At 50.6% G+C, this 17,493-nt stretch carries 16 protein-coding genes; 3 read left to right on the top strand and 13 right to left on the bottom strand.

Annotated elements, in window-relative coordinates:
* The first annotated feature begins 70 nt into the window (after positions 1 to 70).
* Positions 71 to 1,165, top strand: coding sequence for a threonine-phosphate decarboxylase CobD (gene cobD, locus OH773_RS15695; RefSeq protein ID WP_270139804.1), 1,095 nt, complete (start codon positions 71 to 73; stop codon positions 1,163 to 1,165).
* Here the strand turns inward: cobD and nadD are convergent.
* The 4 genes from nadD to leuS are packed head-to-tail and all read right to left on the bottom strand — an operon-like array spanning position 1,137 to position 6,025.
* Entirely contained in the window at positions 1,137 to 1,790 is a 654-nt protein-coding gene (nadD, locus tag OH773_RS15690; protein WP_270139802.1) for a nicotinate-nucleotide adenylyltransferase, read from the bottom strand. The two genes, cobD and nadD, sit on opposite strands and share 29 nt — an antisense overlap.
* A complete protein-coding gene (gene holA / locus OH773_RS15685; protein WP_270139800.1) occupies positions 1,783 to 2,814 on the bottom strand; it encodes a DNA polymerase III subunit delta in 1,032 nt (343 codons plus the stop codon). Before holA ends, nadD begins: the two co-directional genes overlap by 8 nt.
* Entirely contained in the window at positions 2,811 to 3,428 is a 618-nt protein-coding gene (gene lptE, locus OH773_RS15680; RefSeq protein WP_270139798.1) for an LPS assembly lipoprotein LptE, read from the bottom strand. Before lptE ends, holA begins: the two co-directional genes overlap by 4 nt.
* Before the next feature lie 14 nt (positions 3,429 to 3,442).
* Entirely contained in the window at positions 3,443 to 6,025 is a 2,583-nt protein-coding gene (leuS, locus tag OH773_RS15675) for a leucine--tRNA ligase (protein ID WP_270139795.1), read from the bottom strand.
* Positions 6,026 to 6,277: 252 nt separating this feature from the next.
* On the opposite strand from leuS, the gene OH773_RS15670 reads away from it, so the two are divergent.
* Positions 6,278 to 6,760, top strand: a complete 483-nt coding sequence (locus OH773_RS15670; RefSeq protein ID WP_183271129.1) for a zinc ribbon-containing protein — start codon at positions 6,278 to 6,280, stop codon at positions 6,758 to 6,760.
* Between the two features lie 37 nt (positions 6,761 to 6,797).
* Here OH773_RS15670 and OH773_RS15665 read toward each other — a convergent pair whose 3' ends face one another.
* The 9 genes from OH773_RS15665 to miaB form a co-directional block, all read right to left on the bottom strand.
* Entirely contained in the window at positions 6,798 to 7,523 is a 726-nt protein-coding gene (locus OH773_RS15665; RefSeq protein ID WP_183271128.1) for an amino acid ABC transporter ATP-binding protein, read from the bottom strand.
* Positions 7,523 to 8,197, bottom strand: a complete 675-nt coding sequence (gltK, locus tag OH773_RS15660; RefSeq protein WP_270145898.1) for a glutamate/aspartate ABC transporter permease GltK — start codon at positions 8,195 to 8,197, stop codon at positions 7,523 to 7,525. The genes OH773_RS15665 and gltK overlap by 1 nt, the downstream gene beginning before the upstream one ends.
* Positions 8,197 to 8,937: an amino acid ABC transporter permease gene (locus OH773_RS15655; RefSeq protein WP_270139792.1), complete on the bottom strand. Its 741-nt coding sequence runs from the start codon at positions 8,935 to 8,937 to the stop codon at positions 8,197 to 8,199. The genes gltK and OH773_RS15655 overlap by 1 nt, the downstream gene beginning before the upstream one ends.
* A 202-nt stretch (positions 8,938 to 9,139) precedes the next feature.
* Positions 9,140 to 10,051 carry an amino acid ABC transporter substrate-binding protein gene (locus OH773_RS15650; RefSeq protein WP_270139790.1) on the bottom strand — a complete coding sequence of 304 codons (912 nt, stop codon included), beginning with the start codon at positions 10,049 to 10,051 and terminating at the stop codon, positions 9,140 to 9,142.
* Between the two features lie 365 nt (positions 10,052 to 10,416).
* The gene (gene lnt / locus OH773_RS15645; protein ID WP_270139788.1) at positions 10,417 to 11,958 is read right to left on the bottom strand and encodes an apolipoprotein N-acyltransferase; all 1,542 of its coding nucleotides are present in this window, start codon (positions 11,956 to 11,958) and stop codon (positions 10,417 to 10,419) included.
* A gap of 7 nt (positions 11,959 to 11,965) precedes the next feature.
* Positions 11,966 to 12,844: a CNNM family magnesium/cobalt transport protein CorC gene (gene corC / locus OH773_RS15640; RefSeq protein ID WP_064548673.1), complete on the bottom strand. Its 879-nt coding sequence runs from the start codon at positions 12,842 to 12,844 to the stop codon at positions 11,966 to 11,968.
* A 100-nt stretch (positions 12,845 to 12,944) separates the two neighbouring features.
* On the bottom strand, positions 12,945 to 13,412 hold the full coding sequence (ybeY, locus tag OH773_RS15635; RefSeq protein ID WP_183271123.1) for an rRNA maturation RNase YbeY: 468 nt from the start codon (positions 13,410 to 13,412) through the stop codon (positions 12,945 to 12,947).
* Positions 13,409 to 14,470 carry a PhoH family protein gene (locus OH773_RS15630; RefSeq protein ID WP_270139782.1) on the bottom strand — a complete coding sequence of 354 codons (1,062 nt, stop codon included), beginning with the start codon at positions 14,468 to 14,470 and terminating at the stop codon, positions 13,409 to 13,411. The genes ybeY and OH773_RS15630 overlap by 4 nt, the downstream gene beginning before the upstream one ends.
* Positions 14,471 to 14,670: 200 nt before the next feature.
* A complete protein-coding gene (gene miaB, locus OH773_RS15625; RefSeq protein ID WP_270139780.1) occupies positions 14,671 to 16,098 on the bottom strand; it encodes a tRNA (N6-isopentenyl adenosine(37)-C2)-methylthiotransferase MiaB in 1,428 nt (475 codons plus the stop codon).
* Positions 16,099 to 16,233: 135 nt separating this feature from the next.
* On the opposite strand from miaB, the gene ubiF reads away from it, so the two are divergent.
* Positions 16,234 to 17,409 carry a 3-demethoxyubiquinol 3-hydroxylase gene (gene ubiF / locus OH773_RS15620; protein ID WP_270139778.1) on the top strand — a complete coding sequence of 392 codons (1,176 nt, stop codon included), beginning with the start codon at positions 16,234 to 16,236 and terminating at the stop codon, positions 17,407 to 17,409.
* Positions 17,410 to 17,493: the final 84 nt, after the last annotated feature.

Here is a 17,493-nt window from a genome sequence, read left to right as displayed (position 1 = left end):
GCTGTGGCAGGCATTAGCATAAGTGTATCATTGCGCCTCATGTTACGAAGTCTGTTTTGTTGGGGGAAGTATGGCGTTTAGCAGCCAGCACGGTGGCAATATCATTGAAGCGGCAGCGGTGATGGGTGTCGATGCAAATTCGCTAATCGATTTTAGTGCGAATATCAATCCGCTCGGCATGCCTGATTCATTAAAGCGTGCGATCGTTGAGAACCTGTCACTCGCAGAACGCTACCCCGATGTTGAATACAGCGCTTTGCACCAGTCGTTGGCCAGGCATCATCAAGTCCCGCAAGAATGGGTGCTTGCAGGCAACGGTGAAACAGAGCTGATATTTAATCTGGTACAGCATCTTGCACCACGTCGGGCGTTGTTATTGACGCCAGGCTTTGCTGAATATCGTCGTGCATTAACGCGAGCCGGGTGTGAAATCACCGATTTTCATCTTTCTGAAGAAAATGACTGGCAACCTGATGAGTCATTTCTTCAGGCATTAACGACCGATCTTGATTGTCTGTTTTTGTGCACTCCGAACAACCCGACCGGACTGATGTTGGACAACGGGTTGCTGCTGGCCATTGCCCAACGCTGTTGCGAAAACGGTATTTCCTTAATAGTGGATGAAGCTTTTCTCGACTTTATGCCGGAAGAGGCAGGCTTAATTCCGGATTTATTACGCTTCCCGCAACTCTATGTTTTGCGATCGCTCACCAAGTTCTTTGCTATTGCCGGGCTGCGATTGGGTTATATGATGAGTGCGGATACGAAAATAGTAAACCGAATTCGGCAGCAGAGAGAACCCTGGACGATTAACGCGTTCGCGGCTCTGGCCGGAGAAGTTATCCTGAATGACCATAAGTATATTGAGGCAAGCTACCGCTGGCTGAGTACCGAACAACCTCGTCTGTTTAATGGCTTAAACGCATTGCCTGGGATTAAGGTGTGGCGGCCACGGGCCAACTATATTTTCATGCGTTGTGATATTCCCGGTTTCGAGCTGCAACGATTGCTGCTGGAAGAGAATATTTTGATTCGCCATTGCGCCAATTATCCGGGGCTCGATGCGCGGTATTATCGGGTGGCAATCAAAAGCCCGGCGGATAACGACAAATTACTGGATGCGTTGCGGCGAGTGATTAGCAATAAAGGTGGTGCTGGCGTATAAATTCAGCCACAGCAGGGGGGAGCAGGTCATCACAGGGCTGATGCTGCTCTAAGCGCTGGCGAATATTGGTTGCCGAAATGTCATACAGCGGCGTTTGTGCCAGGAAGATTTTACCCGCAGGCTGCGCATGAAGCTGCTCAACGGACGACGTCAGGTGTGCATCAAGCCATTGTTGTTCCGCAGGCGTGTTCATCGTCAATGAGTAACCTGGTCGCTGGCAAACCAGCAGATGGCATAAGGTCAGCAGCGTTTCCCAGCGATGCCAGCGTTGCAAATTCAGCAAAGAATCCTGGCCAATAATAAATGCCAACGGCTGCGTAGCGCCGATTTCTGCACGCAACTGCTCCAGCGTTTCAACGGTGTACGACGGGGTTTCACGTTGCAGTTCTCTATCATCCAGACGAAACAGTGGTTTTCCTGCGATGGCGAGTTCAACCATGGCTTTGCGTTGCTGACTGTTTGCCAAGGGTTGCTGGCGATGCGGAGGGACGTTGTTCGGCATGATGGTGACGTGTTGCAACGCCACCTGTTTTGCCAATGCTTCGACCGGTTTTAAATGCCCGTAATGAATGGGATCGAAGGTCCCGCCATACAGGGCCGTTAAACGTGACGCGCTGTTAGCCATGCGTGAAAATTTCCGGCAGGGCTTTATGACACAGCAGCAGGGACAGTCCTTCCAGATCAGCCCACACCGATTGCCCATAATCTTGCTTTAGCGTCAGTTCGATTTGGCTCAGCAAACGAACGGCCTGATAAAGCTGATCGGCAGACAAACGATTAAGCGCCTCAGTCACCAGTGCGCGGCGATTTTGCCACACGCGTTGCTGGTCAAATAAAGTCCGCAGCGGTGTATTTTCTGACTGGCGTTTGAGGTTTACCAGTTGCAGTAACTCGCGTTGCAGCGTGCGCAATAAAATTACCGGTTCGCTGGCTTCCAGCCTTAACTGTTGAAGGATATGCAGTGCGCGTTTACTTTTGCCCGCCAAAATCGCATCAACCCAATGGAAAGGGGTGAAGTGTGCCGCATCGTTTACTGCTTGCTCGACCCTGGGGAGCGTAAGCTTGCCGTCAGGCCATATAAGAGATAAACGCTCCAGCGCTTGCGACAGCGCCAACAGGTTACCTTCGTAGCAATAACACAGCAATTGATTAGCCGCGTCATCAAGCGTCAGGTTCATCTGTTTCGCTCGTTGTGATACCCAGCGTGGCAGTTGAGCCTGTTCAGGTGTCTGGCAGGTCACAAGGACGCTACGATCGGCCAGCTTACCCAGCCATGCGGCATTCTCCTGCGCTTTTGTGAATTTGTTCCCACGTACCAACAGCAGAATATCGTCGTGTAACAGAGACACCAGCGTTTCGAACTGTGCATTAATCGCAGCGTTCGGACCGTTTTCGGGTAACAACAGAAGAAGAGTCTGGCGGCTGGCGAACAGGCTTAGCGCCTGGCAAATTGAGAACAGATCTTGCCAGTCAGTACTGGCGTCAATCTGGACGGTATGATGTTCTTCAAAGCCCTGAGTGCTCGCCATCTGGCGAATCGAATCCTGGCTTTCCTGAAGCAAGAGCGGATCGTTTCCGAGTAGCAGATACGCCGCGCGCAGCCCTTCATTGAGCTGCGCGCGGAGTTGTTCAGGGTACAACCGAATCATTGGCTACCAGACGCAGCCGAAAGCGTGGTCGACGTACGGCTTGTTGATGTGGCTTGAGTCGAAGTCGTGCCAGTCACCGGTTTCTCGGCTTCTTGAGTATCTTTAACTTCAGCGGCATGCACCGTCATCAACTTACGAATAAGTTGTTGGGCGGCAGCCGTGTACATCTCTTTGACCAGTAACTCTTGCTCGGCATCTTTTGCTAATGCCGTCAGAGGGTTATCAAAGAATGATTTATACACTTTGACACTGATCGGGTAGATGTCTTCACCTGGAATCAACACTTGTGCTGAAACCGTCATCACCATTTGATATTCCGCAGTACGCCCATCCTGGAAGATGGATGCAGTATCCTGGCCTATTGCACTGCCTAACAAGCGAAGGGATGGAATATCCTTACGAACACCCGTACCCGTATCTTCAACAAGCGTGACGCCGTTAAGACGCAACTGAGAGCGAACTTCACGCGCTAGCGGGCCGTTTGGATCACCGGAGTTCAGGATCATGGTTTTCATTTGATCCGGAACCTGCGTGCTGCCACGCAGGTGAAAACCACACCCGGCGGTGACAAGCACCGCCAAAGTAACTAACAAGCTGACAAAGGGATGTCGCACGGTTCCTCCTGCGCTTAGCCCACAACCAGGTTGAGCAGTTTGCCCGGCACGTAAATCACTTTACGCACGGTCACACCCTCAAGATATTTCGCAACCAGATGTTCCTGACCTGCGCGTTCTTGCACTTGTTCTTGCGTCGCATCAGCTGGAACAGTGATTTTGCCACGAACTTTACCGTTCACCTGTACCACTACCAGCAATGAGTCTTCGACCATCGCCGATTCATCAGCCTGTGGCCATGGTGCGTTATCGATATCGCCTTCGCCGCCCAGAGACTGCCACATATCGAAGCAAGCGTGCGGGGTGAACGGATAAAGCATACGAACAACAGCTAACAGTGCTTCGTTCAGCAGAGCGCGGTCTTGATCGCCATCCTGCGGTGCTTTTGCCAGTTTGTTCATCAATTCCATGATGGCAGCGATCGCGGTGTTAAAGGTCTGACGACGACCAATATCATCGGTCACTTTCGCGATAGTTTTGTGAACATCGCGACGTAATGATTTTTGATCTTCGTTCAGCGCGGCAACATCCAGCGCCGGTGCAGCACCACGGCTGGTGTGCTCGTAAGCCAGTCGCCAGACACGTTTCAGGAAGCGGTTTGCCCCTTCAACGCCTGATTCCTGCCATTCCAGCGTCATGTCTGCAGGAGAAGCGAACATCATAAACAAGCGAACGGTATCTGCACCGTAGCGTTCAACCATCACTTGCGGGTCGATGCCGTTGTTTTTCGACTTCGACATTTTGCTCATGCCAGCATAGACCAGTTCATTGCCCTGTGCGTCAGAGGCTTTGATAATACGGCCTTTCTCGTCACGTTCTACAATCGCTTCAGCTGGGGAAACCCAGTTACGCTCACCGTTAACACCGGTGTAATAGAACGCATCCGCCAGAACCATCCCCTGACACAACAGTTGTTTGGCAGGCTCGTTAGACGTCACCATGCCCGCATCGCGCATCAGTTTGTGGAAGAAGCGGAAGTAAAGCAGGTGCATGATGGCGTGTTCGATACCACCAATGTAAATATCAACGGGCAGCCAGTAGTTAGCCGCTTTGGAATCCAACATCCCTTTGTCGTACTGCGGGCAGGTGTAGCGCGCGTAGTACCAGGAAGACTCCATGAAGGTGTCGAAAGTATCGGTTTCACGCAGTGCAGGCATGCCATCAACGGTGGTTTTTGCCCACTCAGGATCAGCTTTAATTGGGCTGGTGATACCGTCCATGACCACATCTTCTGGCAGGATAACCGGCAGTTGGTCTTCCGGGGTTGGCATCACCGTGCCGTCTTCCAGAGTGACCATCGGAATTGGTGCGCCCCAGTAACGCTGACGGGAAACACCCCAGTCGCGAAGACGGTAGTTAACTTTACGCTCACCCACGCCTTTTGCTGCGAGTTTATCCGCAATAGCGTTAAAGCCGTTCTGGAAGTCCAGCCCGTCGAACTCGCCGGAGTTAAACAACACGCCTTTTTCTGTCATGGCAGATGCAGACAGGTCAGGCTCGCTGCCATCGGCATTAAGAATCACAGGTTTGATTTGCAGGCCGTATTTGGTGGCAAATTCCCAGTCGCGCTGGTCGTGGCCAGGAACTGCCATTACCGCGCCTGTGCCGTATTCCATCAAGACGAAGTTAGCGACCCAAACTGGCACGCTTTCGCCCGTCAGTGGGTGAATCGCGTTAACGCCAGTAGCAACGCCTTTCTTCTCCATTGTCGCCATTTCAGCTTCGGCAACTTTGGTGTTGCGACATTCATCAACGAATGCAGCCAGTTCAGGGTTATTCACTGCGGCTTGTTGCGCGATTGGGTGACCTGCGGCAACTGCCAGATAAGTCACACCCATAAAGGTGTCAGGGCGAGTGGTGTAAACGGTCAGTTTCTCGGCGCTGTTTTCAACGTCGAAAGTAATCTCAACGCCTTCAGAGCGGCCAATCCAGTTACGCTGCATGGTTTTGACCTGATCCGGCCAATGATCCAGCGTATCCAGATCGTTTAACAGTTCGTCAGCGTAAGCGGTGATTTTGATAAACCACTGAGGGATCTCTTTGCGCTCAACTTTTGAATCACAACGCCAGCAGCAACCGTCGATGACCTGCTCGTTTGCCAGAACAGTCTGGTCATTCGGACACCAGTTAACGGCGGAGGTTTTTTTGTAAACCAGGCCTTTGTTGTACAACTGAGTGAAGAACTGTTGTTCCCAACGGTAATATTCCGGGGTACAGGTCGCCAGCTCGCGGCTCCAGTCATAGCCAAAGCCCAGCGTTTTGAGCTGGTTCTTCATGTAGTTGATATTGTCGTAAGTCCACGGAGCAGGCGCGGTGTTGTTTTTTACCGCAGCCCCTTCAGCAGGCAGACCGAACGCATCCCAACCGATTGGCTGAAGCACGTTTTTACCCAGCATGCGCTGGTAACGCGCGATAACGTCACCAATGGTGTAGTTACGTACGTGGCCCATGTGTAGTCGGCCAGAAGGATAGGGTAGCATCGAGAGGCAGTAATACTTCTCTTTGCCTTCGTCTTCGGTAACTTCAAAAGTACGCTTCTCTTGCCAGTGAAGCTGTACGTTGGATTCTATCTCTTCCGGGCGATATTGCTCTTGCATGGCAGCCAGTGGTCCTGTGATGAAAGACAGCTACAGGTTGTAGCTTTTATGAATTAATTTCAGATCGGCATAGCATAGCCGATAAGAGTGCGGCAAAACAGCCTTTCAACAGCGGTCATGCCCATTTCTCATTTGCAGTTATTTACGCTGCATGTGGGCAAACTAACAAAGTGGTGGCGGATTAAGGTCTACTATTAGAGCAGGTTACATGAGCTAAGAATGCAGGAAACTCTTCATGGAGGCAGGCAGACGATGAACAAGGTTGCTCAATTTTACCGTGAACTGGTGGCCTCACTCACCGAGCGATTACGTAACGGTGAGCGTGATATTGATGAACTGGTCGCCAGTGCGCGCAAAAGCATGAACGAAACCGGGGAGCTGACGCGTACTGAAGTTGATGAAGTGACGCGCGCAGTCCGCCGTGATCTGGAAGAGTTTGCGCGTAGCTACAACGAAAGCCAGAACGAATTTACTGACAGCGTTTTTATGCGCGTCATTAAGGAAAGTCTCTGGCAGGAACTGGCGGATATCACTGACAAAACTCAACTTGAGTGGCGTGAAGTCTTTCAGGACCTGAATCATCACGGCGTGTATCACAGCGGGGAAGTGGTGGGGCTTGGGAATCTGGTCTGTGAGAACTGTCATTTCCACCTGGCGATTTATACCCCAGATGTGCTGCCTGTTTGCCCGAAATGTGGGCATAACCAATTTAGTCGTCGACCATTTGAGCCTTAGAAAAGATCGAGCCTTCTGAAGAGAAGGCTCGTTATTTTTAATGCAGTATTTTTGCCAGGAAGTCTTTCGCGCGTTCCGATTGCGGATTATTGAAGAAGTCCTCTTTGTTTGAGTCTTCGACAATTTTCCCTTCATCCATAAAGATGACGCGATTCGCCACTTTGCGAGCAAAGCCCATCTCGTGCGTGACTACCATCATGGTCATCCCTTCATTTGCCAGTTCAACCATAACGTCCAGTACTTCGTTGATCATCTCGGGATCAAGTGCAGAGGTCGGTTCGTCAAACAGCATCGCTACCGGATCCATACACAACGCGCGCGCGATCGCCACACGTTGCTGCTGGCCGCCGGAAAGCTGGGCTGGGAATTTATCGGCATGCGCCGTCAGCCCCACCCGCTCAAGCAATTTAAGCCCTTTTTTACGCGACTCTTCTTTGTTGCGTTTGAGCACTTTCACTTGTGCCAGCGTCAGGTTTTCAATAATCGACAGATGCGGGAAAAGCTCAAAGTGTTGGAACACCATACCGACGTGCGAGCGCAATTCAGCCAGATTGGTTTTTTTGCTGTTCACTTGCGTGCCATTAACAACAATTTCGCCTTTTTGCACAGGCTCCAGGCCGTTTACGGTTTTAATCAGCGTCGATTTTCCGGAGCCGGATGGGCCGCATACCACGACCACTTCGCCTTTCTTCACTTCTGTAGAGCAGTCGGCGAGCACCTGAAAGTGACCATACCATTTAGAAACATTTTTCAGGGAAATCATTACACTGTCCTTTTCTTCAAGTATGTGACCAACAGCGAGGCGCTAAGACTGATGATGAAATAAACGAGACCGGCAAACAGAATCATCTCAACCTGGGTTCCGTCACGCTCACCAATGGTTGTCGCGGTACGGAAGAAGTCAGCCAGGCTCAAAACATACACCAGCGAAGTATCCTGGAATAATACGATGCCCTGGGTTAACAGCAACGGCACCATGGCGCGGAAGGCTTGCGGCAGGATAATCAGTTTCATTGACTGCCAGTGCGTCATCCCGAGTGCCAGTGCTGCATTGGACTGACCGCGTGAAATGCTTTGAATACCGGCGCGAATAATTTCGGAATAGTAGGCGGCTTCAAACATGGAGAACGCGACCATCGCTGAAATCAGGCGGATGTCCGTCTGAGGTGAAAGTCCCAACACTTTTTGCAAGAAACCCGGGACCACCAGATAAAACCACAGCAGTACCATGACCAGCGGAATTGAACGGAAAACGTTGACATAGGCGCTCGCAAACCAGGCAATCGGCTTGATTGGCGACAGGCGCATAACGGCTAGCAAGGTTCCCCACACAATACCGATTATCACAGCAGTAACTGTAATTTTCAGGGTGATGATCAACCCCTGGATCAGATAAGGCATGGCGGGAAGAATCGAAGTCCAGTCAAAATCGTACATCATTTACCTCCCATGTTGCCAGGCAGGCGAATTTTACGTTCGACCACATACATCACCAGCATAATCACCGCGTTAATCAGCACGTAAGCGAGCGTGATGGCGGTGAAGGATTCGTAGGCATGAGCTGAATAGTCCAGCAGTTTACCTGCCTGAGCTGCCATATCGACCAGACCAATGGTTGAAGCGATGGCCGAGTTCTTCACCAGGTTCATCATCTCAGATGTCATTGGCGGCACAATCACGCGGTAGGCGTTTGGCAACAGGACATAACGGTAGGCTTGCGGGAGGGTGAGCCCCATTGCCAGTGCGGCGTTTTTCTGCCCGCGTGGTAGCGATTGAATTGCGGCACGAACCTGCTCACAGACACGCGCGGCGGTAAACAAGCCGAGGCAAATCATCGACGACAGGAAGAACTGGATATTCGGATCAAGCTCGGATTTAAACCACATGCCGAGGTTTTCCGGCAGTAATTCTGGCACCACTAAATACCAGGTAAAAAACTGCACGATCAGTGGCACATTGCGGAATAGTTCGACATACAGCGTGCCAATGCTCGACAGCCATTTGTTAGGAACCGTACGCAAAATGCCGAACAGTGAGCCGACAAAGAAGGCGATTATCCATGCGCAGATGGACAGGGCGACAGTGACCTGGAAGCCATTCCAAATCCAGCCCAGATAGGTGGTGTTGCCGAACGGGGCGGGCTGTAGAAATATTCCCCAGTTCCAGTCAATAGACATAACATACTCCGAGAAAAAAATGAGGGTAGCAGTAGCGCTACCCTCGAAGATTGATGAGAAGCTTGTACCCGTATTTCAGGTCGTTGCCTGAGATTTATGGGGTACTTTCACGCCGGATGGGGAACGGCCATCCAACGCATAGTCTGTCCGAGCTTCAGTTCGTCAATCGGGAGGGCTGGGTCATCCCGGCCCCTGATTCTAATTAGTTAAGTGCTTTATCGTTCGGTTCTTTGAACAGGGCTTTCATGTCGTCAGACAAAGCGAAGTTCATATTGATATTTTTCGGTGGAATTGGATTCATAAACCATTTATCAAACCACTTAGCCGCCAAACCAGACGTTTGCACCTGAGCGATGGTTTCATCCATTAACTTCTTAAATTCAGGGTCGTCTTTACGCAGCATACAGCCGTACGCTTCACGTGATTGCGGAGTGCCAACGATTTCCCAGTTATCCTGTTTCTTCGCTTTAGCACGCTCACCAGCCAGCAGGGCATCATCCATCATAAAGGCGACAGCGCGACCGCTTTCCAGGGTACGGAAGGAGTCACCGTGATCCTTGGCGCTGATAATGCGCATATCCATCTTCTTCTCTTCGTTCAGTTTGTTAAGCAGAACTTCAGAAGTGGTGCCAGACGTTACAACGACCGCTTTACCTTTCAGGTCAGCAAAGTCCTTAATTTCGCCACCTTTCTTAACCAGCAAACGCGTACCTACGACGAAGATGGTGTCGGAGAATGACGCTTGTTTCTGGCGTTCCAGGTTGTTGGTCGTAGAACCGCACTCAAAATCGAAAGTGCCGTTTTGCAGTAATGGAATACGGTTCTGAGAGGTGACAGGGATCAATTTAACTTGAAGGTCAGGTTTATTGAGTTTCTTCTTCACTGCATCAACGATGGCGTTGGAATAAGCCTGTGAATAACCTACAACTTTTTGTTCGTTATCGTAGTAAGAGAAAGGAACAGAAGATTCACGGTGACCGACAACAATAACGCCATTAGCGGCAATCTTATCAAGAGTGCTTTGCTGGGTCGCAGGTTTTGCATCTTCGGCGTGCGCGATACCCGCACCTAAACCCATAACCAACAAAGCCGAGGCTACTTTACGTAATTGCATTACCAACTCCTTTTCTTAATGCCACAGGGCATTGATACCTGATGTGAGTGTTGTTTTGTTGTTGTGTGTAATTGAATAAGCTCAATTCTTGGTCTTTTGTTAACATTTAACCTAGCTTAATGTAAAGATTTTGCTAAGAAGATGTTTATTTTTGCGAACCATGCCGCACCGTTTAAAGGCAAAAAAACCTGTTTGCACTACTTTGGTGCTTGCGGTGTCATTATTTGGTGCAACTCAATGCATCGTGCTGCCCATAGGGATTAGCTTCAGCATTTTGTTTGTTTCTAATGAGTAAATGTTTGCAAAGGTTGTGCCAGAAATAAAAAAGGCCAGCAATCGCTGGCCTTTTTTATGGTGATGCAGAATCAGGATTTGTGGCGACTACGCAGTGCCAGCAGAACAGACGCGAAACCAAAGACCAGCGTGACAAACCACAGTGGCCAATGACCGAAACGGGCGTAAGGCGTGATGCCACTCGTTGGCGTGACCTTCGCTTCCAGTACCTCGCGAGTAAACTGCGGGATCATCGCATCGACGTCGCCATCAGCATTAATCACGGCGGTAATTCCGTTGTTGGTGCTGCGTAACAGCGGACGGCCCAGTTCCAGTGAACGCATGCGCGCCATCTGGAAGTGCTGCCACGGGCCGATCGACTTACCGAACCACGCATCGTTTGAAATAGTCAGCAAGAAGTCAGTGTCGGGGCGGAAATTATCGCGGACTTGTTCACCGAGGATAATCTCGTAGCAAATAGCCGGCGTGAGCTTAATCCCGTTGGAGGTGAGCTGTGGCTGGATATACGGCCCACGGCTAAATGACGACATGGGTAAATCAAAGAACGGTGCCAGCGGGCGGAGGATGGACTCCAAAGGCACAAACTCACCAAACGGCACCAGGTGATTCTTGTTGTAACGATCGGTGCTGTTGTAGTTGTACTGATTGCCTTCACCGAGCGTGATAATGGTGTTGTAGGTATCGTAACGGTTTTGCTTATTTAAACGCGCGTCAACAATACCGGTAATCAGCGAGCTGTGCTTAGAGCGCATCAGATCGTCCATCATCGTCAGGAATTGCTGTTGGTTTATCTCAAGGTCAGGGATCGCGGACTCAGGCCAGATAATGAGCTGGGATTTCCCCATCTGCGGCTGAGTTTTATCAAGATAAATCTTCAACGTATTCAGCAACTGGTTTTCGTCCCATTTAAGGGATTGCGGGATATCGCCCTGAACCATCGCTACATCAACAACGCGTTTAGGTTCCGCCTGGTACCATTGAATTGAGCGTAATGGCCATGGCAAAAGCAGCAATGCGGCGGCAATAAGCGCGGGACGCCAGTTTCGCTCATGCAGGGCATACACGACGAGTCCGCTGATAATCATCAGCAAGAAGGTGACACTTTCGACGCCGAGGATCGGGGCAATACCTTTGAGTGGGCCATCAATCTGGCTATAACCAAACTGTAACCACGGGAAGCCCGTTAATACCCAACCGCGCAAAAACTCAGTGAGTTGCCACAGCATGGGAGCGGCAATGGCGACTCGCCACCAGGTGGTTTTCGGGCATAGCTTGCTGAGGAAGCCACCAAACAAGCCGGTATACAAAGATAAATAAGCGGCAAGTAACACCACCAAAAAGACATTCACCGGGCCTGGCATACCGCCAAACTGCGCGATGCTGACATAGACCCAGTTTATGCCTGAGCCAAATAGCCCCAGTCCCCAGAAGAAACCAATCCAGGCGCTCTGAATAGGGCGTCGATTCAGTGTCAGTCCCTGAAGCCCTGCCAGTGAAATAATCGCGGCAGGCCAAAAATCGTAGGGGGAGAAAGCCAGCGTTCCGCAGGCACCAAAAAGCAGCGCCAGCAGCAAGCGTACGCGCTGGCGTTGAAGGAGTAGGGCTATAGCCATCTTTGAATTAATCTTCCAGTTTCGGTTGTGGCGAGTCGTCCGGAATTCTGACATGAACCTGAATAACACGGCGGCTATCTGCCATCGCGACTTTAAACTGATAACCATCAATTTCTATGGTTTCGCCACGGGCAGGTAAGTGGCCAAAGGCCTGCATGACTAATCCACCAATGGTATCCACTTCGTCATCATTGAAATGGGTAGCAAAGGTGTCGTTGAAATCTTCGATTGAGGCTAAAGCACGAACCGTCCAGGTATGACGGCTTAGCTGGCGGAAATCGCTGTCTTCCTCGTCATCGTATTCATCTTCAATTTCCCCAACGATCAGTTCGAGAATATCTTCGATGGTGACAAGCCCGGAGACGCCGCCAAACTCATCAATCACAATCGCCATGTGGTAGCGCTGCTGACGAAACTCTTTGAGCATGCGGTCAACACGCTTACTTTCTGGCACAACAACTGCCTGACGTAACACTTTTTCCATGCTAAATGGCTCGGTATCACTGCGCATAAACGGCAGCAGATCCTTAGCCATCAGAATCCCTTCGATATGATCTTTGTCTTCACTGATCACCGGGAAGCGGGAGTGTGCGGATTCGATGATCACATCGAGGCATTCGTCCAGCGTCTGGTTGTGTTTGAGCGTGACCATTTGAGAACGAGGGATCATGATGTCGCGAACACGTTGGTCAGCGATATCCATAACGCCTTCGAGCATGTCGCGGGTATCCTGATCGATCAGATCATTTTGCTCAGAATCACGGATAAGTGTCAGCAGATCGTCACGGTTTTTAGGTTCACCGTGGAATAGCTGGTTGAGAATCAGGGAGAAAAATCCCTTCTTACTGGCAGGCGTGTCACTGTTTTGTGAGTTGTCGTCGCTCATGGCGTTTGGTTTATGGCCTCATGTTCGTTATTGATAAACAGGCAGCTTGATGGTGCGCTACCTGCTGTTATTTGCTTCGCAGGGTAAACCCCTACAGAGACTATTCTTTCTCGGCAATGTACGGATCAGCATACCCAAGAGCAAGCATTATCTCTGTTTCCAGGGATTCCATCTCTTCGGCTTCTTCATCCTCAATATGATCATAGCCAAGCAGATGTAGACTGCCGTGGATAACCATATGTGCCCAATGAGCATCTAGCGGTTTTTGCTGTTCTTTTGCTTCTTTCTCCACGACCTGACGACAAATAATCAGATCCCCTAATAATGGGAGTTCAATGCCTGGAGGGGCTTCAAACGGGAACGAAAGCACATTGGTGGATTTATCTTTCCCCCGGTAAGTGAGATTCAGATCGTGGCTCTCAGCGTCGTCCACCAGGCGAATCGTCACTTCTGACTCTTCCTGAAACTGTGGGATGACCGCATCAAGCCAGGTCTGAAATTGTACTTCCGTCGGTAAGCCGCTTGCGTCTTCACATGCGACCTGTAAATCCAGTATAACCTGACTCATTTACTCTCCTGAGCGGCGGCATTAATCGCCATCGCTTCTCGCTTGCGCTCTGCTGCGAGTTCATCTTTACGAACCTGTTCTGCGTTTTCCCACGCTTCATAGGCATTCACAATGCGAGCCACAACCGGGTGGCGTACTACGTCTTCGCTATTAAGGAAGTTAAAGCTGATTTCATCGACCTCTGCCAGGACTTCAATCGCGTGGCGCAGGCCAGATTTTAGATTTTTCGGTAAGTCGATTTGGGTGACGTCGCCGGTAATCACGGCTTTGGAGTTGAAGCCAATACGCGTCAGGAACATCTTCATCTGTTCGATGGTGGTGTTCTGGCTTTCATCCAGAATGATGAAAGCATCATTGAGAGTACGGCCACGCATGTACGCGAGCGGAGCGACCTCAATCACGTTGCGCTCCATCAGTTTTTCTACGCGTTCAAAGCCGAGCATCTCAAACAACGCGTCATACAACGGGCGTAAATATGGATCGACTTTTTGGCTTAAATCGCCAGGCAGGAAGCCCAGTTTTTCACCGGCTTCCACCGCCGGACGGGTCAGTAAAATGCGGCGAATATCCTGACGTTCCAGCGCATCAACGGCTGCAGCAACCGCCAGATAGGTTTTACCCGTACCCGCAGGGCCGACGCCAAAAGTGATGTCGTGATCAAGAATATTGGCGATATATTGCGCCTGGTTTGGCGTGCGCGGCTTGATAACACCACGTTTGGTTTTGATGTTTACCGCTTTGCCGTACTCTGGAACGCTTTCCGCAGACTGCTCCAGTACACGGATCTCTTTTATGGCAAGGTGGATTTGCTCAGGTGAAATATCCTGAATTTCGCCACGCATCGGCGCGGTATCCACGTACAGATTGCGTAGAATATCTGCTGCGGCATTCACTAAAATCGGGCGGCCCGTGAGCTTGAAGTGATAATCGCGACGGTTGATCTCGATACCCAGCCGACGTTCAAGCTGCTTGATATTGTCATCAAATGGGCCACACAGGCTTAGCAGACGCGCATTGTCTGCGGGTTCTAGCGTAATTTCACGTGTTTCGATGTTCAAACTTATCCTCGGGGTCACTCTGGGCCAGTTGAAGGAATTGCTGCAATAACGCAGGCCATAAAAAGATTATTTACGGCGAGGGCAGATGGTGCAAGCCTGGTTTTTGATATTTGGGTGGCGGCTTCAGAATGCAAGTGCAAACAATGAAAATGCCCGTCGGTTCACGGCGTTAGCGAACCGACGGGCAAAACAGAGCGAAATTAAGGCTGATAAATCCCAACGCCGATATCATTCTCTTTACGGGTACGGGCAATAACAGATTCCGGAGACTGTGCAATACGCAGCCCCATCTCATCTTCAGTGCGCACGACCTTACCGCGCAGCGAGTTGTTCGTCGCGACCTCAGTAATTTCGACATCCACAAACTTACCGACCATATCCGGGGTGCCTTCAAAGTTGACCCCACGGTTGTGTTCGGAACGCCCGGTGAGCTCCATTACGTTTCTGCGCGAGGTGCCTTCCACTAAAACGCGTTGAACGGTGCCGACCATCTTGCGGCTGTACTCCATCGCCTGTTGGTTGATGCGGTCTTGCAGAATATACAGACGCTGTAATTTCTCTGATTCTGGTACATCGTCAACCATATCGGCGGCAGGCGTGCCTGGGCGTGCTGAGAACACAAAGCTGTAACTGACGTCAAAGTTAACGTCAGCAATGACTTTCATGGTTTGCTCAAAATCCTGCTGGGTTTCACCAGGGAAGCCGACGATAAAATCAGAACTAATCTGAATATCAGGGCGTACCGCACGTAGCTTGCGAATAATCGATTTATATTCCAGCGCGGTATGCGTACGGCCCATAAGGTTCAGCACGCGGTCGGAACCGCACTGAATCGGCAGATGCAGGAAGCTCACAAGTTCTGGCGTATCACGGTAAACTTCAATGATATCGTCAGTAAATTCAATTGGATGGCTGGTTGTGAAGCGAATACGGTCAATACCGTCAATCGCAGCAACCAGTCGCAGCAATTCAGCAAAAGTACAAATACCGCCATCGAAAGAAGGACCACGATAAGCATTAACGTTCTGGCCGAGCAAGTTAACTTCGCGCACACCTTGTGCAGCGAGCTGGGCGATTTCGAATAGCACGTCGTCGGCTGGGCGGTTCACTTCTTCACCACGGGTATAAGGCACCACGCAGTAAGTACAATACTTGTTACAGCCTTCCATAATAGAAACGAAAGCGGTTGGGCCATCCGCTTTCGGCTCAGGCAGACGGTCAAACTTTTCGATTTCCGGGAAACTGACGTCAACTATCGGGCTGCGATTACCACGAACTTTGTTGATCATCTCGGGCAAGCGGTGCAGTGTCTGCGGCCCGAAAACGATATCAACATAATGCGCTCGGCTACGAATCAACTTTCCTTCCTGGGAAGCCACACAACCGCCGACACCGATAATGAGATCGGGATTTTTTCGCTTTAAGAGTTTCCAACGGCCCAGCAGATGGAAAACTTTTTCCTGGGCTTTTTCACGGATGGAGCAGGTATTAAGCAGCAGTACATCCGCTTCTTTTGGATCATCTGTGAGGGTATAGCCATGCGTGCTATTCAGCAGATCGGCCATCTTCGATGAATCGTATTCGTTCATCTGACAGCCCCAGGTTTTTATATGGAGTTTTTTTGTCATCGACTTGCCATTGCTCAGTTAAAGCCAGGAATTCAGGCCGCGTATTGTAATGCTTTGGCCTTGATGTGACCAGCCTACGAAACCTGCGTAAAAATCCGGTAGAATCAGGATAGACAATTTAAGGACAAAATCATCATGTTGAACCAGACAATAGATGTTGCGGTAGTCGGCGGAGGGATGGTCGGAGCGGCAGCCGCTCTGGGTCTTGCGCAAAATGGTTTTCAGGTGGCGGTGATTGAACATCAAGCTCCTGCCGCTTTTGATGCCACAAGCCAACCCGATGTGCGTATCTCGGCCATCAGCAGTTCGTCAGTGGGCCTGCTGAAATCTCTCGGCGTGTGGCAGGCGATTCGGTCAATGCGAAGTCACGCTTATCGCCAGCTTGAAACCTGGGAGTGGGAAAGCGCACACGTAAGCTTTAATGCGCAAGAACTCGGATTGCCTGAGCTTGGCTATATGGTTGAAAACCAGGTTTTGCAGCTAGCGCTTTGGCAGGCGCTAGAGGCCCATCCAAACGTTACGCTGATGTGCCCCGCGCAATTGACAAGTCTGCACAGTGAAGCAGGGCAGTGGAGATTACAATTTGCTGAACAGCAGAGCTTAACTGTGCCGATGGTGATTGGTGCAGATGGTGCAAATTCGCAGATTCGTCGTTGGGCAGGAATAGGCATTCATGCGTGGCAATATCGCCAGTCCTGCATGTTAATCACAGTGAAGTGCGAACAAGTACCCGGCGACAGCACCTGGCAGCATTTTACTCCTGCTGGCCCACATGCCTTTTTACCGTTGTTTGATAACTGGGCGTCGCTGGTCTGGTATGACTCTCCTGCACGGATTCGCCAGCTACAGAATATGACGATGCCACAGTTGCAAAAAGCACTGGAAGCCAGTTTCCCTGAACGTTTAGGCAAAGTGATGCCCGTGGCCAGCGGTGCATTCCCTTTGACTCGTCGGCATGCGTTGCATTACACGCAGCAAGGTTTAGCACTGATTGGCGATGCGGCTCATACTATTCATCCGTTAGCCGGGCAGGGCGTGAATCTTGGTTATCGCGATGTGGAAGCTCTGTTGGATGTGATGATTAACGCGCGCAGCTACGGCGAGAATTGGGCAGATGCGAGAGTGCTGAAACGTTATCAGACACGCAGGCAGGCGGATAACTTCCTGATGCAAAGCGGAATGGATCTGTTCTATGCGGGTTTCAGCAATAATTTAGGGCCGCTGCGAGTGATTCGTAACCTGGGGCTGATGGCAGCAGAGCGCGGCGGCGTGCTTAAACGTCAGGCGCTGAAGTATGCATTAGGTTTATGATTGAGTGAGATATCGAGGAGCGGGTAACCGCTCTTTTTTTGCCTGATATTTACCAGAAGCAGAAAAGCAAAAAGCTCGCCGAAG

This window comes from Buttiauxella sp. WJP83 (assembly GCF_027594725.1).
Lineage (GTDB): Bacteria > Pseudomonadota > Gammaproteobacteria > Enterobacterales > Enterobacteriaceae > Buttiauxella > Buttiauxella selenatireducens.
This window is presented reverse-complemented; position numbering and strand designations above follow the sequence as displayed.